This is a genomic window from Amycolatopsis sp. ATCC 39116, from assembly GCF_000231075.2.
GTDB lineage: Bacteria > Actinomycetota > Actinomycetes > Mycobacteriales > Pseudonocardiaceae > Amycolatopsis_E > Amycolatopsis_E tucumanensis.
The window spans coordinates 64,513-87,203 of the sequence record NZ_AFWY03000034.1; the positions used below are offsets into that span (position 1 = coordinate 64,513).

A 22,691-nucleotide genomic window follows, 5' to 3' on the forward strand; every position below is an offset into this window, starting at 1 on the left:
ATGGCCACTAACGACCCGACGGTGGAGCTGTCCTGCGTCCTCAACGGACAGTCCGTCCGCCTCCAGGTGGATCCCCGTGAATCGCTCCTCGACGTGCTGCGCGAGCGGCTCGTCCGCACCGGCACGAAGAAGGGCTGCGACCAGGGCCACTGCGGCGCGTGCACGGTGCACGTCGACGGCCGCCGGGTGGTGTCGTGCCTGACCCCGGCCGTCCAGGTCGCGGGGCAGGAGGTGACGACCATCGAGGGCGTCGCCGGCCCGGACGGCGGGCTGCACCCGCTGCAGCAGGCCTTCATCGACCACGACGCCCTGCAGTGCGGCTACTGCACGCCCGGCCAGATCATGTCCGGCCTGGCCTGTATCGCCGAGGGCCACGCCGGCGACGACGACCAGATCCGCGAGTACCTCAGCGGCAACATCTGCCGCTGCGGCGCCTACGCCGGCATCGTCGCCGCGGTCCGCGAGGCCGCCGCGCGGAACGGGGCGTGACGTCGTGCGAGCCTTCAGCTACCTCGTGCCGGACAGCGTGGACGCCGCCGTCGACGCGCTGCGGTCGGCCCAGCCGGGCACGAAGATCCTCGCCGGCGGCACCACCCTCTACGACCTGATGAAGCTGGGCATCGAGGCGCCGCCCGCGGTCGTCGACGTGCACCGCCTGCCCGGTTTCGACGCCGTCGGCACCGGACCGGACGAGCTGTCCTTCGGCGCGGGCGCGCGGATGGCCGACGTCGCCGACCACCCCGTGATCCGCGCGGACTACCCGGCGCTGTCGGAGTCGCTGTGGCGCGCGGCGTCGCAGCAGCTGCGCAACATGGCCACGGTGGGTGGCAACCTGTTGCAGCGCACCCGCTGCGCCTACTTCCGCGGCGGCCCGGAGTTCCCGTGCAACAAGCGGAACCCGGGCAGCGGCTGCGCCGCCATCGGCGGCCACGACCGCGCGCACGCCTTGCTCGGCGGTTCGGAGGCGTGCATCGCGACCTACCCCGGCGACTGGGCGATCGCGCTGCTCGCGTTCGACGCCGTCGTGGACGTGCTCGGCCCGGGTGGCGAGCGCCAGGTGCCGCTCGCCGACCTGCACCTCGAACCGGGCGACGACCCCACCCGCGAGCACACGCTCGCCGCGGACGAGCTGATCGTGCGCATCCGCGTGCCGGTGAGCGCGGCCGGCCGCGGGTCGACCTACCACAAGATCCGGGACCGGGAGTCCTACGCGTTCGCGCTCGCCTCGGCCGCCGTCGCGGTGACCCTCGACGGAGACGTGGTGGGGGAGTGCCGCATCGCCCTGGGCGGCGTCGCCACGCGGCCGTGGCGAGCGGCCGAGGCCGAGTCGTTCCTGTCCGGCCGGGCGCTGACACCCGAGAACGCCCGCCGCGCCGGGGAGATCGCCTTCGAGGGCGCCCGCCCCGGCACCTACAACGGGTTCCGAGTAGAACTGGGCATCCGCACGGTCGCTGACGCGGTGCGCATTGCCGGAGAGCGAGCCAGCAGATGACCGCCATCGACAACCGCCGGGTCGACGCCCGCGACAAGGTGACCGGCCGGACCGCCTACGGCGCCGACCGCGTGCCCGAAGGCGTGGCGTACGCGATGTTCGCGACCGCCCGGATCGGCAAGGGCCGGATCGTCTCGATCGATACCTCCGCTGCCGAAGCCGTCCCGGGCGTGCGCCTGGTGGTGACCCGGTTCGAACCCGGTGAGCTGGGCGAAGGCAGCTTCGTCATGGGCGGCGGGTACGGGTTCCAGAGCTTCCAGCCGCTGCTCGGTGACCGGGTGGCCTACCGCGGGCAGCCGATCGCACTGGTGGTCGCGGACACGCTCGTCGCGGCCACCGAGGCCGCCGAACTGGTGACCGGCGAGTACGAGGTGGAGCCGTTCGCGGTCGGGCTCGACGCCGACGGCGCGAACACCGTCGTCCAGGAGGAGGCCATCCCGCTGCCGTTCCTGGCCGACGTCAAGGTGGGCGACGCGGACGCCGCCTTCGTCGCCAGCCCGGTGCGGGTGGAGGGCACCTACGAGCACGCCCCGCAGCACCAGGTGCCGATGGAGCTGATCAGCAGCGTCGTGGAATGGCACGGCGACCGCGTGATCGTGCACGAGGGCACCCAGAACGCGGGCGCGCTGCGCCACGGCCTGGCCCGGCAGCTGGGCATCGACGCGGCGAACGTCGAGATCCGCTCGCCCTACGTCGGCGGCGGGTTCGGGCAGAAGAACTCGCTGCAGCCGCACCTGGGACCGCTGGCCGTCGTCGCGCGCCGCCTCGGCCGCCCGGTCAAGCTGGTGCTGCCGCGGCCGCAGACGTTCCACGCGGCCAGCTTCCGGCCCGCGTCCCGGCACACCGTGCGGCTGGGCGCCGACACCTCCGGCAAGCTGCTGGCCGCGGTGCACGAGGTCGACCAGCAGACCTCGCGGCACGACCTGTTCCCGTGCACGGCCACGGAGGTCACCTCGCGGCTGTACGGCGTGCCGGCCTTCCGCGGCAGGCAGCGGCTGGTGCAGACCGACGTGCAGACCCCCGGGTACATGCGCGCGCCGTTCGAGAGCCCCGCGACGTTCGCGTTCGAGTCCGCCGTGGACGAGCTCGCCTACGCCACCGGGCAGGACCCGGTGGCGCTGCGGCTGGCCAACGACACGGCGGTCGACCCGGTGAGCGGGCACCCGTTCTCCAGCCGCTACCTGGCCGAATGCCTGCGGCGGGGCGCGCAGCGGTTCGGCTGGGCGGACCGGAACCCGGAGCCCGGGTCGATGGTCGCCCCGGACGGGTCGTCGATCGGCTGGGGCGTGGCGGCGGGGGCCTACCCGTGCAATGTCGCGCCCGCGGTCGCGCACCTGTCGGCGAGCGCGGACGGGCGGGTGACGGTGAGCGTCGACGGGCACGAGATGGGGCAGGGCATCCGGTCGGCGATCGCGCTGACCGTGGCGCGCGACCTCGGGGTGCCCGCCGCCGACGTGGTGGTGCTGGTCGGGGACACCCGGGTGGCGCCCCAGCACCTGACCGCTGGTTCGTGGGGCACCGCGACGGCGCTACCCGCCGTCCAGAGTGGACTGGCGGAGCTGCGCAAGCACTTGGACGTCCCGGCGTCCGGGGACGTGGACGTCGCGGCGGCGGTCGCGGCGACCGGGCGGGACGCGGTGGAGGTCGAGGTGACCTCGCAGGCGCCGGAGATGCTGGAGCGGTCCCGGGCCGGGCTGGTCGCGATCGCGGGCCCGGAGTTCGGGGAGTTCAGCTCGTTCAGCTGGATCGCGCACTTCGTCGAGGTGCGGGTCGAGGCGGGGACGCGGCGGATCCGCGTGCCGCGGGTGGTCAGCGTCGCCGACTGCGGCCGGGTGGCGAGCCCGGTCACGGCGGCCAGCCAGGTGCGGGGCGCCGTGGTGTGGGGCATCGGCGCGGCGCTGCGGGAGGAGAGCGAGGTGGACGACCGCTTCGGCGGCTTCCTCAACACCACGCTGGAGGAGTACCCGGTGCCGGTGAACGCCGACGTGCACGACATCGACGTGTCCTTCATCGACGAGCCGGACCCGCTGTTCAACTCCGCCGGGGTGAAGGGGCTGGGCGAGGTCGCGATGGTCGGGGTGGCCGCGGCCATCGCGAACGCGGTGCACCACGCGACGGGCCGCCGCCCCCGGCGGCTGCCCATCCGGCTCGAGCACGTCCTCTGACGTGGCCGTGGTGTCCCGGCCGGCGGTGAGCGCCCCGGACGCGCTGAGCCCGGCCGCGCTGGCCGACGCGAGACGGGCCCAGCCCCGGCGCGGGCTGGCCGGGCTGCTGTTCGTGCTGCCGGTCGCCGGGTTCCTGGCGGCCGGCGTGGGCGGCCCGGCGCAGTCGGCCGCGCTGCTCGGACCCGCCGTGGCCTTCGCACTGCCGCTGGTGGCGATGATCGCCTTCTGGTGGGACGACTGGCCCGGCAGTCTTGCGCGTCCGGGGTGGTCCGGGCTCTACGACACGCTGCTGGTCGTGGCGGGCGGGCTGGTGCTGAGCCTGCTCGGGCGGGCGGTCGCGGGCGCGGCGAACCCGTTGCCGCTGGCCGGTGGGATCTTCACCGTCATGCTGCAGCTGACGCTGGTCTGCGAACGGTGGCCGCTCGCCGGGGCCGGGCGGATCCGCTCCGGCCTCGCCGCGCTGGCCGGGTGCTGGGCGGCAGGGGCGGTGGCGTACCTGCTGCTCGTCCGGTCCGGCGCAGTGCCGGGGGAGGCGTACGGGGCGTGGTTCACCGTGCTCGGCGCGTGGCAGATGGTCTTCTACGTCGCCCTGCGCGGGTGGCCGTTCGCCCGCATCCGGCGGCGCGCCGTGCGGCTGGTGACCGCGAACGCGGCCGTGGTGGTGTGCGGTTCGGTGAGCTGCCTGATCGCGGAACCTGGCCGCGTCACGGCGATCGCCGCGGCGGTGGTCGCGTCGGTCCTGCTGGTCTCGATGCAGTTCGAGGCGTGGCCGGCGGTGCGGCTCGGTCCACTGCCCGGGCGGAGCCTGGCGCTGGCGATCGTGGCCGTGCTGGCGGTGTCGCTGTCGTGGCTGCTCCCGCCGCTCGCCCGCGTGGCCGGCGTCCCGGAGTCCGAAGTGGACGGCTGGGTCACGCACGCGCTGCTGAACGCGCTGAGCCTGGCCGTCATCCTGCACGTCGCGGTGTGGCGCCGCTGGCCCGGCCGCGCGTGATCCGGATCACCGGGTGTCACGGCTTTCAGATGAGCGGTGTCTTCAGGGCGAACTGTTGTGGACGGAAGGGAAATCCCATGAACGTCGCCCTGTGGATCGCCGCCGGGGTGCTCGCCGCGGTCGCCCTCACCGGGGGCTTCACCAAGTCGTTCCTGCCGGTGGAAAAGCTGGCCGCGGCGCACGGCGGGGAGTGGACGGGGGATGCCGCGCCCGCGTTCGTGCGGACGCTCGGCGTGCTGGAGATCCTGGCCGCGATCGGGCTGGTGCTGCCCGCGGTGACCGGGATCGCGCCGGTGCTGGTGCCGGTGACCGCGGTGTGCTGGGCCGGGCTGATGATCGGCGCGATGATCACGCACCTCCGCTACGAAGGCGGCGCCCGGTTCGCCGGCCTGAACCTGATCTACCTCGTGGTCGCGGTGTTCATCGCGTGGGGCCGCTTCGGGATCGCGCCGTTCGCGGGGTGAGCGGGCCGTCTTTCGCGTACCGTGCGGGCCGGGCTTCGAGGACAGGAGGATGGGATGCCAGCGAGCGTCATCGACCGCCGCGACGGCCGACCGGACGGCGAGAACCGGACCGAGGACTTCGAAGAACTCCCCGGCGGGGCGGGGATCTCCATCATCCTGGAATCGACGTCGGAAGCCGGTGCGGGCCCGCGCCTGCACCGGCACCCGTACGCGGAGACGTTCGTGATCCGCCGCGGCAGCGCGGTGTTCACCATCGGGGCCGACGAGGTCGCCGCCAGGGCCGGTCAGGTGCTCGTCGTCCCGGCCGGGACGCCGCACAAGTTCACCACCGGCCCCGGCGGCTACGAGGCCGTGCACATCCACGCCGCTCCGCGTTTCGTCACCGAGTGGCTGGAGTAGGGGGCACGGTCAGCACGAGCTTGCCGAACTGGTCGCCTGCCGGGAGTTCGGTCAGTGTGCGTGGGCCGTCGTCCGGTGGGAAGGTGCGGTGGATCACCGGCCGGATCTGGTGCTCGCCGCGTTCACCACCGGCCATGGTCACGGGGTCAGCACGAGCTTGCCGAACTGATCGCCCGACGCGAGTTCGGCCAGCGCGCGTGGGCCGTCCTCCAGTGGGAAAAGTGCGGTGGACCACCGGCCGGATCCGGTGCTCGCCGCGTTCACCACCGGCCATGGTCACGGGGTCAGCACGAGCTTGCCGAACTGGTCGCCCGACGCGAGTTCGGCCAGCGCGCGTGGGCCGTCCTCCAGTGGGAACGTGCGGTGGACGACCGGCCGGATCCGGTGCTCGGCCACCAGGTCGAGCATCCGCCCGAACTCCCGCGCGCTGCCCATCGACGTGCCCAGCAGGCTGATCTGCCGGAAGAACATCTCGCGCAGCGACAGGGTGACGTCCGCGCCCGTCGTCGCGCCGAGCGACACCAGCCGCCCGCCCGGGCGCAGCACCGACAGGCACCGGCCGAACGTGGCCGAGCCGACGCTGTCGATGACGAGGTCCACCGGCTTCCCCAGCGCGCCGCGCCAGTCCTCGGCGCTGCCGATCGCCCGGTCGGCCCCCAGTTCGAGCGCCCGGCGGCACTTCTCCGGGCTGCGCGAGGTCACGCTGACGGTGGCGCCGGCCGCCTTGGCCATGGCCAGCGCGAAGGTCGCCACCCCGCTGCCGATCCCGGGCAGCAGCACGTGCTCGCCCGCGCGCAGCCCGCCGCGCGTGAACAGCGCCCGGTACGCGGTCAGTGCCGCGAGCGGAAGGGCCGCCGCTTCGGTCCAGCCGAGGTGCGCCGGTTTGGGGGCCACGTTCTTCGCCGGCACCACGACGTACTCGGCGAACGTGCCGTCGGTGGGCACGCCGAGAATGGCGGGGACCTCCGGCACGTCGCCGGGCTCGTCCCAGTCCAGCGAGGGGTTGACGACGACCTCGGTCCCGGGAGCCACCTCCGCGCCCGGACCGGCCGCGGCGACCACTCCGGCGCCGTCCGAACCCAGCACGACCGGAGCGTCATCGGCCCCGCGCCCGTCCACGAGGAACAGGTCGCGGTGGTTGAGACCGGCCGCGTGGACAGCGACCACGACCTCGCCCGGTCCCGGCCGCGGCGCGGGCACCTCCGCCACCCGCACACCCGTGAGTCCCGTCGCGTTCCCGTGCACCACTGCGGTCATCGTTGTCACGTCCGCGAAGCTAACAGCGGTCCGGCGCGCGCCTCCAACGATCGCGAACCGTGTCACAGCACGGGTTTTTCAGATCGTGAACCGCCGTCACTCGAGCTCGGCGTCGAGGGTGATGGTGGTGCCCGTCAGCGCGGCCGAGACCGGGCACGTTTCCTTGGCGTCCTCGGCGATCTTGCGGAAGTCGTCCGGGCTCGCGCCCGGCACCGTCGCGCGGACCGCGAGCGCGATGCCCTTGATCTCGTACCCGCCACCGGACTTCGGGCCGAACGACACCGTCGCGGTGGTCCCGATCTTCTCCGGCGGGGTGCCCGCGCGCCCGAGCAGACCGGACAGCTGCATGCAGTAGCACGAGGAGTGCGCGGCCGCGATCAGCTCCTCGGGACTGGTCTTGCCGCCGGCTTCCTCGGCACGTGCCGGCCACGAGACCGCGAACGTGGTCAGCTCCGACGTGTCGAGACTGGTCTCCCCGGACCCGCTCGGCAGGTCGCCGGTCCAGGTGGTGGTGGCTTGACGATCGGTCATGGCGGACCTCCTCCGGTCGTGCGCTGCGCACGGGCGGGGCCGCGGCGCGGCCAGGGCGGTCACGGGTGGCCGGCGTGGGCGGCTGGAGCGCGCGCCGTGCACACCTGACCTGTCTCCGGCCCGGTCAGCAGACGCTCCAGATTGTCCTCGAACCCGTCCGCCATGCGCCAGTCCGCCGCGAGCGTGAACAACGTCCGGCCGTCCTCGCCGCCCAGGGTGCACGCGAACCCGGCCCGGTCCAGTGGGACGGTGGCGAGCACCTCGCCGCCCTCGGCGACCCGCAGGCAGGCCGGTCCCCGCTCGGTCCAGCCCGGCGTCCACACGGCCCCCTCGGCGTCGAGGACGATGCCGTCACCGGGCAGCGGGGCCCACACCCGCCGCCCGGTCAGGGTGCCGTCAGGGCGGATGTCGAACGCGGTGAGCCTGCCTGCGAACGACTCCGAGACGATCAGCGTCCCCTCGTCCGGCGTCACCGCCATGCCGTTGGGGAACGCCAGCCCGTCCGCGACCCGCCGCACCGAGCCGTCCGCCCTGATCAGGGCGACGAACCCGGGCGCTTCTCCCGCGCCCGGGTGGAAGTCCGTGCCGCCGTTGACGTAGATGTCGCCCCGGCCGGTGACGACGATCTCGTTGAGGCCGGCGCCCAGGCCGGTCAGGTCGGCGTGGTCGGTCAGCGACCCGTCCGCCTCTTGACGCAGCAGGCGGCCCTCCGGCCCGGCGACCACCAGCAACCGCCCGTCCGGCAGCCAGTCGATCGAGAACGGCAACGTCGTCGGCGCGGTGGCCATCACCTCGGCGTTGCCGTCCAGGTCGACGGCCAGCACCTGCCGCGTCCCCCAGTTCGCCAGCCAGAGCCGGTGCTCGTGCCAGCGCGCCGACTCGCCGATCTTCAACCCGGTCAGCAGAACGTCGCTCATCGTTGCCGCTCCTCACGGTCGAGGGAACCTGTTCACCGGCTACACGAATGGCCGCAGGCCGGATCGACACCTCACCACCACGCGTTGCGCGTGGCCGGGTCCTTCACCGCCCCGTCGGCCTTGGTCTGGGCGGTGTGCTCGGCGCCGGTGAGGTCGGCGCCGGAGAAGTCGGAACGGCCCAGGTCCGCGTACTCGAAATCCGCGCCGGTGAAGGTCGAGCCGGAGAAATCCGCGCTGCCCAGCTTGGCGCTGTCGAACCGGGCGCCGGTGAAGTCGGCGTTCGTGGCGAAGACGAAACCGGCCGTGAGATCCGCGCGGTACAGCGACGCGCCGACAAGCGTGGCATCGGACAGCGCGGTCAGCCCGAGACGCGCCCCGCTCAGATTGGCCCCGCTGAGGTCGGAGCCGATCAGCGACATCCCGCTCAGGTCGCCGTCCACCGCCCGCACCTCGCGCAGGCACAGCTCGCGCAGGTCGATCACCGCCGGCCCGGGATCCCGGGTGACGTCGCGGCGGGTCAGCACCGCGAAGGCGGCCGCCACGTCCGCCGGTGTCGGCGGGCACGGCTCGCCCCGGACGCGCGGGCTGGTGGAGCGCAGGAACGCGGACAGGACCTCGACCATGGTCGCCTGGTCCCGCGGCGAGTCGACCGCGATCCGCTCCAGCGCGTAGATCCCGCCGAGCCGCCGGTGCAGGTTCGCGGCGCCCTCGGCGCCCAGCTGGTCGACGGCGCGGGTGTAGCGGTCGGTGATCTGCCCCTGCCGGGCCACCTCGATCTGCTCGCGGGTGGCCTGCAGCGAGATCGCGGTGAACACCAGCGCGCCGACCGCGGTCACCGTGGTGACCATCCCGCCGATGCGGGACCAGCGCTCCGCCGCGCCGGCACCGGCGGTCGTGGGGCGCTGCCGGCTCCGCGACCACAACACCCCGGCGGCCACCAGCGCCACGACGGCCGCCGCCAGCGGCCACCACTCGGTGAGGAACGGCCACCACGACGTCGCCGCCGGAGCCAGCTGCCAGCCGAGGGCGGCGGCCGCCAGCACGACCAGAGCCAGCGCCGTGCGGCGGGCGCGGCGCCGGGTCCGGAGGTCGCGCTCCCGGCCCCGCAGCGCGTCACGCGCGAGATCTTCGTCCACGTGCGGTAGTCGCCACGCCACCGCCCGGCGTAACCGGCCGGGTCGTCAGACCTTCACCGACGGGCGGCCCGGCGACAGCGCGCCCGCGGCGATCGCGGCCACCGCGGCCGTCACGGCGAACACCAGGAACCCGCCGCGGAACCCGGCGAGCGTCTCCGCGACCAGGCTCGCCGCCGCGACGCTCGACACCACCGCGGCCCCCAGCGAAGCTCCGAACTCGTGGAACGTGCTCACGATCCCCGACGCGATCCCGGCCTCGTGCGGCGCGACCTGCCCCAGAGCCGTCGCCGACGCCACCACGAACAACACCCCGGTGCCGGCGCCCGCGACCGCGATGCTGATCGCCACCACCACGGCGTTCATGACGAGCGCGGGAACCACCAGGCCGATGGCGGCGACCAGCAGCCCGGCCACCGCGAGCGGGCGCGCGCCGAACCGCCCGATGACCCGCCCGGTGAGGTTGGCCGCGGCCATCGTCAGCAGCGCCACCGGCAGGAACAGCAACCCGGTCACCAGCGCGTTGAACCCGCGCTCCTGCTGGAAGTAGAACGTCCCGAGGAAGAACACCGCGACCGTCAGCGCCGTCGCCATCAGGATGAGGAACGTGCCCGTCGCCACCGGGCGGCGGACCAGCAGCCGGACGTCCATCAGCGGCGCCTTCGTCCGGCGCTGCCACGCCACGAACGCCACGTACCCGACCGCGGCCGCCAGCACCAGCCACCCGGTCGTCGCGGTCAGCCAGCCCTGGTCCCCGGCGTTGATCAGGGCGTACACCAGCGCCCCGGACGAGGCGGTGACGAGCAGCGCGCCCAGCACGTCCAGCCGCGCGCCCGGGACCACCGGCGCGGTGCGCGGCAGCATCCGCGCCAACGCGGCGACGATGACGAGCCCGATCGGCACGTTGATCCAGAACACCCACGGCCAGCCCGGCCCCGCGGTGAGCAGCCCGCCCAGCAGCACGCCGAGGGCCGCGCCACCGCCGCCCAGCGCCGACCACACACCCAGCGCCTTGTTCCGCTCGTCGCCCTCGAAGAGCCCCACGACCAGCGACAACGCCGACGGCGACAACAGCGCCGCGCCGACGCCCTGCGCGATCCGGCCGCCCAGCAGCACGGCGGACGACCCGGCCAGCCCGGTCACCAGCGAAGCCAGCGTGAAGACCACCAGCCCGGCGAGCGCGATCCGCTTGGCGCCGGCGAGGTCGGCGAGCCTGCCGCCGAGCAGCAGCAGCCCGCCGAAGGTGAGCGTGTACGCGCTGACCACCCAGGTCATCGCCTCGCGGCTCATGCCGAGCTCGGTCTCGATGTGCGGCAGCGCGATCGCCACCACCGTGACGTCGAGGATCAGCATCAGCTGGGCGACCCCGAGGAAGCCGAGGATGCGCCACCGCAGCGGGTGCGCACCGGGTCTTGCGAACGAATCCGACATGATCATCTCCGGTTAACTCGTACGACGAAGTACGACTTACAACCGCCATGCTAACTCGTACATTCCCGTCCGAGATAGACTTCGGTGGTGAGCACTTCCGCACGACCGCGCCGGCGCGCCGACGCCGAGCGCAGCATCGCCCGCATCGTCACCGCCGCCAGGGAGGTGCTCAGCCGGGATCCGGACGCGAGCATCGACGACATCGTGAAGGCCGCCGGGGTGGGCCGGATGACGTTGTACGGGCACTTCCCCAATCGCGCGGCGCTGGTCGAGGCCGCGCTCGCCGACGCCATCCGGGCCGGCGAGGAGGTCCTGTCCGCGGTCGACCTCGACGGCGACGCGCGGGACGCCCTGGCGCGGCTGATCGCGCCCAGCTGGTCGCTGGTGGCCGAGTCGACGAAGCTGCTGCAGGCCGCCGAAGGGCTCCTGCCGGCGGCGCGCATCCGCGAACTGCACGGCGACGCGGCCAACCGGGTGGAGGACCTCGTCCGGCGGGGCCGGCGGCAAGGCGTGTTCCGGACGGACCTGCCGGTCACGTGGCTGGTCAACGTCGTGCACTACGTCCTCAACGGGGCCGCCGAGGAGAACCGCGCCGGACGGTTGAGCGCGGCCGACGCGCCCGCTGTAGTGAGCGCGACGGTCCGGTCATTGCTGGCGCCGCCGGACTTGCATTGACGTTCGCGTCAACCCGCAGAATCGCGCCCGTGTTCACGGAAGCAGAACTGAATTACCTGACGTCCCAGCCCCTCGGCAGGCTCGCCACGGTGTCGCCGGGCGGGCAGGTGCAGAACAACCCGGTGAACTTCTTCGTCGTCGACGGCGTGATCGTCATCGGCGGGCACGCGCTGGGCGCGTCGAAGAAGTTCCGCAACGTCCAGCGGGGCAGCACGGTGTCGTTCGTGGTGGACGACCTGGCGACGGTGGACCCGTGGGTGCCGCGGGGCATCGAGATCCGTGGCAGCGCGGTGGCGCTGACCGATCAGGAGCCGCCGGTGCCGTACTTCTCGCGGGAGATCATCCGGATCACCCCGGCGTGGATCATCTCGTGGGGGCTGGACGGTCCCCGGGCGAGCCGATCGGTGGGGTGATCAACGGCCGCTAGGCTCGACCGCCACCGGCGAAGGGAGACCAGTGCCGATCGAGCACGAAGCCAAGGTCCTCGACATCGACCCCGCGCGCGTCGCGGCCCGCATCCTGCGTGCGGGCGGGGAGCGGATCGGAGGGCCGCGGCTGATGCGGCGTTACGTTTACGACGTGACGCCGGGCACCGGTCGAAGTGGATCCGGTTGCGCGACACTGGCGCCGAGACGACATTGTGCGTCAAGGAAATCCGCAGCGACGCCATCGACGGCACACACGAGGCCGAGGTGACGGTCGGCGACTTCGCGGGCGCTCAGGAGTTGCTCGGCCTCCTCGGCTTCACGCCGAAGTCCTACCAGGAGAACCGCCGCACGAGCTTCACCCTGGACGGCGCGCGGCTGGAGATCGACGAGTGGCCGCTCATCCCGCCCTACCTGGAGATCGAAGCCGCCACGGTGGCCGAGGTCGTGCGGGTCGCGGGCTTGCTCGGCTTCCCGGAGGACCGGTTGACGGGCGAGAACACGATCAAGGTGTACGCGCGCTACGGGATCGACCTGGCATCGATCCCGCGGCTCCGCTTCTGAGGAGGAGTTGGCGCGGGCCGGCTCTGGGCGGCCGGCGTGGTTCGGTTGGCGGCAGGTGCTTGCCGGGGCGGCTGAGCACGGCTGGCTGGGGAGGGTGGTCGGGTAGTGGGTGCGGCGGGCTCGGGTAGGTGGGTTGGGTGGCGGGTGCGGTTGGCTAGGGAAGGCGGCTTGCTTGGCGGGCGCGACCGGCTCGCGGAGGCGGGTTGCTTGGCGCGGCCGGCCCGGGAGGTGGCGTGGCCGGCCCGGGAGGTGGCGTGGCCGGGCCCGGGAGGTGGCGTGGCCGGGCCCGGGAGGTGGCGTGGCCGGCCCGGGAGGTGGCGTGGGCGATAGGTGCGGCTGGCTGGGGAAGGCGGCTTGGGGGCGGGCCGCAAGCGCTTGCCTCTCCCCATCCAGTAGTGCCACCGCCCCACCGCGCCCTCCGGGAGGGAGCCGCACCGGCACGCCACCCAGCCCTCCACCAGCCAGCCACGCAGCTGGCTTTCCGGGGCCGTCGCCCTCCAACGACGCGGCGGCCGTACGACCGGTGTCCGCGGCCGTCGCCCCACCGCGCCACGGCCGCGACCGGCTTCCGCGGCCGTTGCGTCGTGGAGCGGCGCCAGGTGCTCACGCGGGCTGGCCTTCCGTGACCAGGTCGTCCAGCGCCAGGCCGGCGCCGAGGGCGTGCTCTGCCGCGTAGGGTTCCTCGCCGAGGGCTGTTCGGGCCTTGGCCTCGATGCGGTCGACGTCGCCGCGTTCGGCTTGGGGGAGCGGGGTTCCCACGGAGCGGCGGGCGTGGTCCGCGGCGCCCAGCAGGCGCGCGGCCAGCGTGTGGGCTCCGGCCAGGGCGTGGGCTCCGGCGAGGCCTTCCAGCGCCAGCGCGACCGCCCGCGGGTCCGAACCGCGCCGGGCGATGGTCAGTGCTCGGCGGTGCCAGGTGAACGCGCCGTCGGCGTCGCCGCGGAGTTCGGCTACGAAGCCCAGTTCGGCGCACACCAGGGTGTTGCCCGGCTCGTTCTCGACCAGCCCGTGCCAGTCCAGCAGCACGCGCAACTGCCGCTCCGCCTCGTCCAGCGCGCCCTCCCGGCGGGCGCCCAGCGCGAGTCCCGTCCGCGCGTACATCTCGCCCGGCGTGAAACCGCTTTCCACCGCCACCCGCTCCGCCCGCTCGTGCAGGCGCCGCGCCTCGGCGAAATCCCCCGCGAGCAACGCGGTCCGGCCCAGCCACGACAGCTGGTAGGACACCTCCGGCCACAACCCCAGCTGCTCGGCCCGCCGCAGGCTCTCGGTGTGCAACCGCTCGGCGTCGGCGTAGCGGCCCTCGAACTCGGCCAGCGTGCCCAGCGCGAACGACGCCTGCACCTGGCCCCACCGGTCACCCACCTCGGCGAAGATCGCGGCGCTCTCCTCCGCGGCCGCGTGGGCACCGGCCAGCTCGCCGCGCGCGATCAGCTGACTGGCCGATTCGGCGAGCCCCGCCGCCGTGCCCCACCGGTCGCCCAGCGACGCGAACCCGTCGAGCGCCGCGCTGGTCAGCTTCGACGCCCCGGTCAGATCCGCGACCGTCCCCAGCACGTACCCCAGGAACCACAGCGCCCGCGACCGCACCGCCACGTCGGGGATCGTCGCGGCCTCCTCGGCCACCGCCGGGTCGAAGCGCCCGCCGGCCAGCACGCCGAGCCCCGCCAGCCAGGCCCGCGCCGCGGCCCGCCGGCCGGGTGCCACCTCGCCGGGTACGGCCAGCGCCGTCCGCAACGATCGGAGCGCCTCGCCCAGCCGTCCGCGCAGGAACCAGTACCACGCCAGGCTCGTCACCAACCGCAGCGCCTCGTCCGCGGCCCCCTGGCGGACCAGGGTGTCGAGCGCCGCCCGCAGGTTCGCCGACTCCGCGTCCAGCGTCTCCAGCCAGTGGCACTGACCGGTGCGGCGCAGCAACGGGTCCGCGCGTTCCGCGAGCGCCGTGTAGTGCCGCGCGTGCCGTGACCGGACCGGCTCGGCCTCGCCCGCTTCGGCCAGCCGCTCGAGGCTGTACGCGCGCACCGACTCCAGCAGCCGGTACCGCGGGCCCAGCTCGCCGTGCTCGCACACCACCAGCGACCGGTCGACCAGCCGCCCCAGCACGTCGAGCACCTCGCCCGGCTCGCCCCCGCACACCTCCTCGGCCGCCTCCAGCCCGCACCCCTCGGCGTGCACCGCGAGCCGCCGCAACACCTCACGCTCCGAAGTGGACAGCAGCTCCCAGCTCCAGTCGATCATCGCGCGCAGCGTCCGCTGGCGCGCCGGCGCGTCCCGGGCGCCGGTGGCCAGCAACCGGAACCGGTCGCCCAGCCGCGCCAGCAGCTCGCGCACGCCGAGCGCCCGCACCCGCGTGGCGGCGAGTTCCAGCGCCAGCGGCAACCCGTCGAGCGTGCGGCAGATCCCGGCGACCGCGTGCACGTTCCCTTCGGTGAGCGCGAACCCCGGCGCCGCGGCCGCGGCCCGCGCGACGAACAGCCGCACCGCGCTGAACTCCCGCACCGACGGCAGCACCTCCGCGGCCGGCCGCTCCCGGTCGGCGTGACCGGCGGCGGGGATGCCCAGCGGCGGCACCGTCCACAGTGTCTCGCCGGTGAGCCCGAGCGGTTCCCGGCTCGTGGCGAGGATCCGCAGCCCCGGCGCCGCGGCGAGCAGCCGGGCCGCCAGCGCGGCGACCGGTTCGACCAGGTGCTCGCAGTTGTCCAGGACCAGCAGCAACCGCCGGTCCCGCACCGCGTCCGCCAGCCGCGCCGTCAGATCGTCCGCGTCGTCCCGCACCCCGAGCACCGCCGCGACCGCCTCGGCCGGGCCCGCCGGACCGTGCTCGCCCAGCCCGGCGAGCTCCACCAGCCACACCCCGTCCGGCGCCGCGAGCCCGCCGGCGACCTCCAGCGCGAGCCGCGTCTTGCCGACCCCGCCGGGGCCGGTCAACGTGACCAGCCGCGCGTGCTCCAGCGCCTGCCGGACCTCGCGCACCGCCGCCTCCCGGCCGACCAGATCCGTCAGCGGCACCGGCAGGTTCGACCGCGGACCCGGCTCCGGAGCCGGATCCAGAGCCGGGTCCTGGCGCAGGATCGCCTGCTGCAACCGCACCAGCTCCGGCCCCGGCTCCAGGCCGAGCTCATCGGCCAGCCGCTCCCGCAACGCCGTGTAGGAGGCGAGCGCCTCGCTCTGCCGCCCCGATCGGTACAGCGCCCGCATGTGCAACGCGCGCAACCGTTCCCGCAACGGGTGCTCCGCCACGAGATCGCCCAGCTCGCCCGCCAGCTCCGCGTGCTCGCCGAGCGCCAGCCGGGCCTGCGCCAGCTCCTCGACCGCCGCGAGCCGCTCCTCCTCCAGCCGCTGTGCGTACCCGGCGGCGAACGGCTCCTCCGCGAAGTCCGCCAGCGCCTGCCCCCGCCACAGCGCCAGCGCTTCCCGCAGCAGCGCGGCCGTCCGCGCCGGATCCCGCCCTGCCTTCGCGCGCCCCACCAGCGCCCGGAACCGCCCGGCGTCCACCGCGTCCTCCGGCACCCGCAACGCGTAACCCGGCGGCTGCCGCACCACGAGCGCGCGAGCGCCCGGCTCGGCCGCCTCGAGCGCGCGGCGCAGCTGCGAGATCTTCGTCTGCAACGTGTTGGCCGGGTTGCCCGGCAGCCGCTCGCCCCACAGGTCGTCGGCCAGGCGCGACACCGGGACCGGCCTGCCCTCGTGCACCAGCAGGTCGGCCAGCAGCGCGCGCACCTTCGCCTCCGGCACCGCCACCGCGGCGCCGTCGGCCGCCTGCACGGCGAGCGGACCCAGCACTGAAAACCTCACGCCACCGACAGTAGCGACGGGCACCGACAGAAAACCGTGCGTGAACCGTGCGAGCGCTCCGGCACCTTCACGACATGACCACTGACAAGCCATCCATCACGGTGCTCGGCCTCGGCGCCATGGGCACCGCGCTCGCCGGAGCGCTGCTGTCGGCGGGCCACCCGGTGACCGTGTGGAACCGGACCGCGGCGAAGGCCGACGCCCTCGTGGCCCGCGGCGCCGCACGGGCCGCCAGCCCCGCCGAGGCCGTCGCCGCGAGCCCGGTCGTCGTCGCCTGCCTGCTCGACTACGACTCCGTCCGCGACGTGCTCGGCGCCGGGCACCTGCAGGGCCGCACCCTCGTCAACCTCACCAACGGCACCCCCGGGCAGGCTCGCGAGTTCGCCGAATGGGCCGCCTGCCAGGGCGCCGACTACCTCGACGGCGGCATCATGGCCGTGCCGCCGATGATCGGCACCCCGGCAGCGTTCGTGCTCTACAGCGGATCCCGCGCGGCGTTCGACCGCGCCCGCCCGGCCCTGGACGTCTTCGGCGAGAGCGTCTACCTCGGCGAGGACGTCGGCCGCGCCGCGCTGACCGACATCGCGCTGCTCACCGGCATGTACGGGATGTTCGCGGGCGTCCTGCAGTCCCTCGCGCTCGCCACTTCGGACGGCGCGCCCGCGACCGACTTCGCGCCGCTGCTCACCCGCTGGCTGCAGGCCATGGGCGGCTGGGCGGAGGCCGCCGCGAAGCAGTTCGACAGCCGCGACTACGCCACCGGCGTCGTCTCCAACCTCGGCATGCAGGCCGCCGGCTTCGACAACCTCCACCGCACCGCCGACGAGCAGGGCGTCAGCTCCGAACTGCTCGCCCCGCTCGGCAGGCTCATGCGGCAGCGGGCCGCCGGCGGGCACGGCCACGAGGACCTCACCGGAATCATCGACGACCTCAGGAAGGACGACGCATGACCAACGCGACCCTGATCGGCCTGGGCCCCATGGGACAGGCCATGGTGCGGGTGCTGCTCGACCACGGCACCGCAGTCACCGTCTGGAACCGCACGAAGAGCCGCGCCGACGACGTCGTCGCCCGCGGCGCCGTCCTCGCGGCCAGCCCCGCCGAGGCGGTGCGGGCCGCCGAGCTGGTGATCCTCAGCCTCACCGACTACCAGGCGATGTACGACGTGCTCGGCGACGCCGGGGAGGCGCTCGCCGGGCGCGTCGTGGTCAACCTCAGCTCGGACACCCCGCAGCGCACCCGCGAAGCCGCGGCCTGGCTCGCCGAGCGCGGCGCGACGCTGGTGGCCGGCGGGATCATGGTCCCGGCGCCGCTCGTCGGAGCCGAGGCCTCGTACGTGTTCTACAGCGGGCCACAGGACGTCTTCACCAAGCACGAGCCGGTGCTGCGGCACCTCGGCAGGCCCGAGTACCTGGGAGAGGACCACGGCCTGGCGCAGCTGTTCTACCAGGCGGAGCTGACGGTCTTCCTCACCTCGCTGTCGGCCTACCTGCAGGCCTTCGCGCTGCTGGCGGCCGAAGGCGCCGAGCCGGAGCGGCTCGTGCCCTTCGCCCGGGAGGTCTCGGGCCTGGCGGCGGCGTACCTGGACGAGACGGTGAGCCAGATCGGAGCGCGCGCCTATCCCGGCGACCTGAGCACGGCCACGATGATGGGCGCGACCGCGGAGCACATCCTGCAGGCGTGCCGGGACGCGGGCGTGGACCTCGCCCTGCCCGAGGCGGTCAAGTCGCACTACGACCGCGCGATCGCCGCGGGCCACGGCGGCGACAACTGGACCAGCCTGTGGGAGGTCGTCGCCAAGCGGTGAGCCGGTGCGGTGCTCGTGCCCGGCACGAGCACCGCACAGCCCGGCCGCCGGAAAAAAACTTCGCGGAAGGTGTCGATTCCGGCGATGCTCGATCGATGCACTGATGAAAGCACCGCCGGATGAACCCGAGGAGTCCTCCATGCGCACCCTGATCACCACCGCGTTCGTCTCGCTCGACGGCGTCGTCGAAGCCCCTGGCGGCGAGCCGGGCTACCGGAACTCCGGCTGGACCTTCCAGGGCATCGAGTTCGACGCGGCGGCCTACGAGATCAAGGCCCGCGAGCAGGACGAGGCCGCCGCGATGCTGCTGGGCCGCGTCAGCTACCAGGCGTTCTCCCCGGTGTGGCCGGGGATGACCGAGGAGTTCCCCCGCTACAACGCGATGCCGAAGTACGTCGTGTCGACCACGCTGAAGGAGGAGGAACTCGTCACGAACTGGGGCGAGATCACCATCCTGCGGTCGCTGGACGACGTGGCGGCGCTGAAGGAGACCGAGGGCGGGCCGATCACCGTCCACGGCAGCGCCACGCTCAACCGCAACCTCTCCGACGCCGGCCTGATCGACCGGTACCACCTGCTGGTGTTCCCGGTCCTGCTCGGCGCGGGCAAGCGGCTGTTCAGCGACACCGACAAGGACAAGCAGGGCCTGAAGCTGCTGGAGAGCGAGTCCTACTCGAACGGCATCCAGAAGCTGGTCTACGACGTGGTCCGCTGATCCAGCGGCAGGCCGGACGGCGGGATGCGCCTGCCGCGGTCGAACTCCTCGGCGAAGGCGGCTTCGCCGAGGAGCCGGCGCGCCGCGGCGGTGATGCGGTCCACGTCGAACCGTTCGGCCGCCGGCAGCGGCGCGCCCGCCGACTCCCTGGCCGCCGCGGCCACGCCGAGCAGGCAGGCCGCCCGGTCCGGTTCGCCGGCCAGCACGTGCGCCCCGGCCAGACCTTCCAGCGCGATCGCCACCGCGCGGGGGTCGCCGGTCGCGCGCGCCGCGTCCAGCCCTTCGCGGTGCAGTGACCACGCCGCTGCCGCGTCGCCGCGCTGCTCGGCGGCGAACCCCAGTTCCGCGAGGGCGAACGCGATCCCGACCCGGTAGTTGATGCGGCGCTCCCACGCGAGCACGTTCCGCAGGTGCTCCTCGGCGACGTCGAGCAGGCCCCGGCGGCGGGCGGACATCCCGAGCCCGCCCCGCGCCAGGTTGATCCCCGGTTCGTAGGCGTGTTCCGTGGCCAGCCGCAGGGCCCGGCGGGACAGGTCCTCCGCGGCGGCGTGGTCGGAGCCGAGCAGGGCCAGCCGCCCGAGGCGGGACAGCTCGTGGGACGCCACCGGCCACAACCCCAGTTCCTCCGCCTTGCGCAGCGCTTCCCGGTGCAGCCGCGCGGACCGTTCGTGGTCGCCGCCGATCTCGGCCAGCACGCCGAGCAGGCTCGCCGTCTGCACCTGGCCCCACCGGTCACCCAGGTCGGCGAACAACGCCGCGGCCTCAGCGCCGTCGCGCGCGGCCGCGTTCAGGTCGCCCCGCAGCATCGCCTGGTCGGCGCGGGCCCACAGCGTCGCGGCCAGGCCCCAGCGGTCGCCGAGTTTCCGGAAGGCCGCGCCGGCGCGGTCGATCAGCGCGGCGGCGGCGTCCGGCGCGCCGCTGCGCCCGACGAACCCGAACAACCACTGCGCCCTGGCCAGTGCCGCCGCGTCGCCTGCTTTGGCGAGCACCTCGGTGCTGTCCCGCATCGGGTCGGTGTGCCTGCCGGTGAGGAACCCCATCGCCGCCTGCCACGCCGTCGCCTCCGCCCTGGCGCCGCCCGGCGCGTCCCCCGGCACGGCCAGCGCGCGGGTGATCCACCGGTGCGCCTCCTGGTGCTTGCCGCGCAGGAACCAGTACCAGGCCGCGGCGTTGACCAAGCGCAACGCCGTGGCGGCGTCGTCCTGCCCGACGGCGGTGGCGAGCGCGGCCCGCAGGTTCGCCGACTCGGCGTCCATCCGTTCCAGCCACGTCCGCTGGTCGTGGCCGCGCAACCGGTCGGCGGCCTGTTCGGCGAACCCGGCGTAGTACCCGGCGTGCCGCTGGCGGATCAGCTCCGCCTCGCCCGACTCCTGAAGCCGTTCCCGGCCGTAGGCGGCGACGGTTTCCAGCAGGCGGTAGCGCGTGTCCCCGGTCGTGTCGGCCACGACCAGCGACCGGTCGACCAGGCCGGCGAGCACCTCCAGCACGTCGCCCGCCGGCTCGCCCGCGCACACGTGCTCGGCGGCCGCGAGCGTGCAGCCGTCGGCGTGCACGGCCAGCCGCGACAGGACCGCGCGTTCGGCGGCCGACAGCAGGTCCCAGCTCCAGTCCATCATCGCGCGCAGCGTCCGCTGCCGGGCCGGGGCCGTCCGCCTGCCCGCGGTGAGGACGCGGAAGCGGTCCTCCAGGCGCAGGGCCAGATCGTGCACGCCCAGCGCCCGCACCCGGGTGGCGGCGAGTTCGATGGCCAGCGGGAGCCCGTCCAGCGTGCGGCAGATCGCCGCGACGGCGCGCTGGTTGTCGGCGCGGAGCGCGAACCCCGGGGCGGACGCGGCCGCGCGGGCGACGAACAACCGCACTGCGCTGGATTCCGCCAGCCGGGCCGGATCCGCGTCCGCCGGGCCGGGCAGGTCCAGGGGTGGCACCGGCCAGAGCCGTTCCCCGGTGACGCCCAGCGGTTCGCGGCTGGTCGCCAGGACGACGAGGCCGGGGGAGGCGCGCACCAGCGCCTCGGCCACCCGCGCCACCGGTGCGATCAGGTGCTCGCAGTTGTCCAGCACGAGCAGCAACCGCTTGTGCCGCAACGCTTCCGCGAGCCGTCGCAGTGGCGGCGTGTGCCCGGCGGCGGGCGGGAGGACCAGCGCCGCGTCGTCCCGGATGCCCAGTGCCGAGGTGACGAGGTCCGCGATCGCGGCGTCCGGGTCCCGGTCGCCGGACCGCGCGAACCCGGCGAGTTCGACCAGCCACGTGCCGTCCGGGAACCGGTTCGCCGACTCGCGCGCCGCGGCCAGGGCGAGCTGCGTCTTGCCGACCCCGCCCGGTCCGGTCAGCGTGACCACCCGGTCCGCGGCCAGCAGGGCCGACACCGCGTCGATGGCCTCGGCCCTGCCGATCAGGTCGGTGACCGGTTCGGGGAGGTTGGTGACGGGCCGGCGCACGGGCCGCGCGGCCTCCAGCGCGGGGTCCCGCCGCAGGATGGCCTGGTGCAACCGGGCGAGCTCCGCGCCGGGTTCCAGCCCGAGCTCCTCGACGAGACGGGTCCGCAGCCGGTCGTAGGCCTCCAGCGCCTCCGCCTGCCTGCCGGCCTGGTAGAGCGCGCGCATCCGCAACCCGTGCAGTCGCTCGCGCAGCGGGTGCGCGGCGATGAGGTCGCCCAGCTCGCCCGCGACCAGGTCGTGCTCGCCGAGCGCGAGCCGCGCCTCGATCCGGTCTTCGAGCGCGGTCAGCCGCAGGTCGTGCAGCCGGGTGATCGCCGGGACGGCGAAGTGCGCGCCGGCGAAGTCGGCGAAGGCGTCCCCGCGCCACAACGACAACGCTTCGCCGAGCAGGGCAGCGCGGTCCGCGGGCGACTCCGCCGCCCGTGCCGCTGAGACCAGGTTCGTGAACCGGTTCGCGTCGACCGCGTCCGGCTCCACGTCGAGCAGGTAACCGGCGGGCCGGGACACCACGAGTTCCCTGGCGCCGGGCGCGGCCCGCTCCAGCGCGCTGCGCAGCTGCGAGACCTTGACCTGCAGGGCGGCCGCGGGATCGCGGGGCGGGTCCAGCTCCCACAGGTCCTCGATCAGCCGGTGCGCGGGGACCGGCTCGCCGGCGTGGATGAGCAGGTCGGCCAGCAGCGCCCGGACCTTGGCCCCCGGGACGACGACGGCCTCCCCCTCGGCGGTCCGCACCTCCAGCGGACCCAGCACCCCGAACCGCACGCCGCCAGCCTACGGGCGCGGCGACCGTAAGCGGACGAAAAGGTCACGGTAAGCGCGGCCCCGCAGAGTCGGGATCGAGAGCGATCACCCGACGAGGGAGCACCTGATGACTCACGACGCGAAGCCGGTCCGCGTGCTCGGCATCTCCGGCAGCCTGCGCGCCGCCTCCCACAGCACCACCCTGCTGCGCGGGCTGCGGACGCCGCCGGGCGCGGAACTGGACCTGTGGACGGGGCTGGCGGACGTGCAGCCGTTCAACGAGGACCACGAGGCGGAGCCGGGGCCGGGCGTGCTGGCCCTGCGCGAGGCGATCGCCGGCGCCGACGCCCTGTTGATCGCCACCCCGGAGTACAACAGCAGCCTGCCCGGGCAGTTGAAGAACGCGCTGGACTGGGCGTCCCGCCCGTATGGCGAGGGCGTGCTGGTGGGCAAGCCGGTGGCCGTGGCGGGCGTGAGCCCGAGCGACTACGGCGCCGAGTGGTCCCAGGCGGAGCTGCGGCAGGTGCTGTCCGCCATCGGGGCGCAGGTGGTGGAGCGCCGGCTGTGCGTGCCCCGCGCGGACAACGCGTTCGACCCGGACGGCGCGCTGCGCGACGCGGACCTGCGCGCCACGCTGGCCGCGCTGCTCGACGACCTCGCCGCCGCCACGCGCGGGGCGCTGACCGGGGCGGGCCGGTCGTGACGACCTCGCCGGACCGCGCCGCGGCGGTGTCGCCGGCCCGGGCGGGCCGGGTGG

Annotated in this window: 21 protein-coding genes; 13 read left to right on the plus strand and 8 right to left on the minus strand. The window is 74.4% G+C overall.

Going from position 1 to position 22,691, the window contains the following annotated elements; genetic code table 11:
• The 6 genes from AMY39116_RS0327860 to AMY39116_RS0327885 all read left to right on the plus strand — a co-directional run bounded on the left by AMY39116_RS0327860 (position 1) and on the right by AMY39116_RS0327885 (position 5,511).
• Entirely contained in the window at positions 1-489 is a 489-nt protein-coding gene (locus AMY39116_RS0327860; RefSeq protein WP_020420896.1) for a (2Fe-2S)-binding protein, read from the plus strand.
• A 4-nt stretch (positions 490-493) separates the two neighbouring features.
• Positions 494-1,492: a xanthine dehydrogenase family protein subunit M gene (locus tag AMY39116_RS0327865; RefSeq protein WP_020420897.1), complete on the plus strand. Its 999-nt coding sequence runs from the start codon at positions 494-496 to the stop codon at positions 1,490-1,492.
• The gene (locus tag AMY39116_RS0327870; RefSeq protein WP_020420898.1) at positions 1,489-3,657 is read left to right on the plus strand and encodes a xanthine dehydrogenase family protein molybdopterin-binding subunit; all 2,169 of its coding nucleotides are present in this window, start codon (positions 1,489-1,491) and stop codon (positions 3,655-3,657) included. The genes AMY39116_RS0327865 and AMY39116_RS0327870 overlap by 4 nt, the downstream gene beginning before the upstream one ends.
• Position 3,658: 1 nt before the next feature.
• Positions 3,659-4,648, plus strand: coding sequence for a hypothetical protein (locus tag AMY39116_RS0327875; protein WP_020420899.1), 990 nt, complete (start codon positions 3,659-3,661; stop codon positions 4,646-4,648).
• A gap of 77 nt (positions 4,649-4,725) precedes the next feature.
• Positions 4,726-5,112 carry a DoxX family protein gene (locus tag AMY39116_RS0327880; protein ID WP_020420900.1) on the plus strand — a complete coding sequence of 129 codons (387 nt, stop codon included), beginning with the start codon at positions 4,726-4,728 and terminating at the stop codon, positions 5,110-5,112.
• Between the two features lie 54 nt (positions 5,113-5,166).
• Positions 5,167-5,511: a cupin domain-containing protein gene (locus AMY39116_RS0327885; protein ID WP_020420901.1), complete on the plus strand. Its 345-nt coding sequence runs from the start codon at positions 5,167-5,169 to the stop codon at positions 5,509-5,511.
• Positions 5,512-5,649: 138 nt separating this feature from the next.
• Here AMY39116_RS0327885 and AMY39116_RS47925 read toward each other — a convergent pair whose 3' ends face one another.
• The 6 genes from AMY39116_RS47925 to AMY39116_RS0327915 all read right to left on the minus strand — a co-directional run bounded on the left by AMY39116_RS47925 (position 5,650) and on the right by AMY39116_RS0327915 (position 10,780).
• The gene (locus tag AMY39116_RS47925) at positions 5,650-5,775 is read right to left on the minus strand and encodes a hypothetical protein (RefSeq protein WP_255346882.1); all 126 of its coding nucleotides are present in this window, start codon (positions 5,773-5,775) and stop codon (positions 5,650-5,652) included.
• A 12-nt stretch (positions 5,776-5,787) separates the two neighbouring features.
• Complete coding sequence (locus AMY39116_RS0327895) at positions 5,788-6,768, minus strand: zinc-binding dehydrogenase (protein ID WP_027936273.1); 981 nt, start codon at positions 6,766-6,768, stop codon at positions 5,788-5,790.
• Between the two features lie 96 nt (positions 6,769-6,864).
• Positions 6,865-7,299: an OsmC family peroxiredoxin gene (locus tag AMY39116_RS0327900; RefSeq protein WP_020420904.1), complete on the minus strand. Its 435-nt coding sequence runs from the start codon at positions 7,297-7,299 to the stop codon at positions 6,865-6,867.
• 59 nt (positions 7,300-7,358) lie between these two features.
• Positions 7,359-8,216 (minus strand): SMP-30/gluconolactonase/LRE family protein, encoded by an 858-nt coding sequence (locus AMY39116_RS0327905; RefSeq protein ID WP_020420905.1) that lies wholly within the window; start codon positions 8,214-8,216, stop codon positions 7,359-7,361.
• Positions 8,217-8,287: 71 nt separating this feature from the next.
• Positions 8,288-9,352: a pentapeptide repeat-containing protein gene (locus AMY39116_RS44805; protein ID WP_051123610.1), complete on the minus strand. Its 1,065-nt coding sequence runs from the start codon at positions 9,350-9,352 to the stop codon at positions 8,288-8,290.
• 45 nt (positions 9,353-9,397) lie between these two features.
• Positions 9,398-10,780 (minus strand): MFS transporter, encoded by a 1,383-nt coding sequence (locus AMY39116_RS0327915; RefSeq protein ID WP_235716235.1) that lies wholly within the window; start codon positions 10,778-10,780, stop codon positions 9,398-9,400.
• Between the two features lie 87 nt (positions 10,781-10,867).
• Here AMY39116_RS0327915 and AMY39116_RS0327920 point away from each other — a divergent pair, with 87 nt between their 5' ends.
• From AMY39116_RS0327920 to AMY39116_RS43665, 3 genes are all read left to right on the plus strand, one after another.
• Entirely contained in the window at positions 10,868-11,455 is a 588-nt protein-coding gene (locus tag AMY39116_RS0327920) for a TetR/AcrR family transcriptional regulator (RefSeq protein ID WP_235716236.1), read from the plus strand.
• Positions 11,456-11,484: 29 nt separating this feature from the next.
• Complete coding sequence (locus AMY39116_RS0327925; protein WP_020420908.1) at positions 11,485-11,868, plus strand: PPOX class F420-dependent oxidoreductase; 384 nt, start codon at positions 11,485-11,487, stop codon at positions 11,866-11,868.
• Positions 11,869-12,066: 198 nt separating this feature from the next.
• Positions 12,067-12,444, plus strand: a complete 378-nt coding sequence (locus tag AMY39116_RS43665; protein WP_369794351.1) for an adenylate cyclase — start codon at positions 12,067-12,069, stop codon at positions 12,442-12,444.
• Positions 12,445-13,047: 603 nt separating this feature from the next.
• On the opposite strand, the gene AMY39116_RS0327935 is transcribed toward AMY39116_RS43665, so the two are convergent.
• The gene (locus tag AMY39116_RS0327935) at positions 13,048-16,233 is read right to left on the minus strand and encodes a BTAD domain-containing putative transcriptional regulator (RefSeq protein ID WP_027936274.1); all 3,186 of its coding nucleotides are present in this window, start codon (positions 16,231-16,233) and stop codon (positions 13,048-13,050) included.
• Positions 16,234-16,307: 74 nt separating this feature from the next.
• On the opposite strand from AMY39116_RS0327935, the gene AMY39116_RS0327940 reads away from it, so the two are divergent.
• From AMY39116_RS0327940 to AMY39116_RS0327950, 3 genes are all read left to right on the plus strand, one after another.
• The gene (locus tag AMY39116_RS0327940) at positions 16,308-17,183 is read left to right on the plus strand and encodes an NAD(P)-dependent oxidoreductase (RefSeq protein WP_020420911.1); all 876 of its coding nucleotides are present in this window, start codon (positions 16,308-16,310) and stop codon (positions 17,181-17,183) included.
• On the plus strand, positions 17,180-18,040 hold the full coding sequence (locus AMY39116_RS0327945; protein ID WP_020420912.1) for an NAD(P)-dependent oxidoreductase: 861 nt from the start codon (positions 17,180-17,182) through the stop codon (positions 18,038-18,040). Before AMY39116_RS0327940 ends, AMY39116_RS0327945 begins: the two co-directional genes overlap by 4 nt.
• Before the next feature lie 139 nt (positions 18,041-18,179).
• Positions 18,180-18,755 carry a dihydrofolate reductase family protein gene (locus AMY39116_RS0327950; protein WP_020420913.1) on the plus strand — a complete coding sequence of 192 codons (576 nt, stop codon included), beginning with the start codon at positions 18,180-18,182 and terminating at the stop codon, positions 18,753-18,755.
• On the opposite strand, the gene AMY39116_RS0327955 is transcribed toward AMY39116_RS0327950, so the two are convergent.
• Entirely contained in the window at positions 18,737-21,955 is a 3,219-nt protein-coding gene (locus tag AMY39116_RS0327955) for a BTAD domain-containing putative transcriptional regulator (RefSeq protein WP_020420914.1), read from the minus strand. The genes AMY39116_RS0327950 and AMY39116_RS0327955 overlap by 19 nt on opposite strands.
• A 106-nt stretch (positions 21,956-22,061) precedes the next feature.
• Between AMY39116_RS0327955 and AMY39116_RS0327960 the strand changes: the two genes are divergently transcribed.
• A complete protein-coding gene (locus AMY39116_RS0327960) occupies positions 22,062-22,637 on the plus strand; it encodes an NADPH-dependent FMN reductase (RefSeq protein ID WP_020420915.1) in 576 nt (191 codons plus the stop codon).
• Positions 22,638-22,691 lie beyond the last annotated feature (54 nt).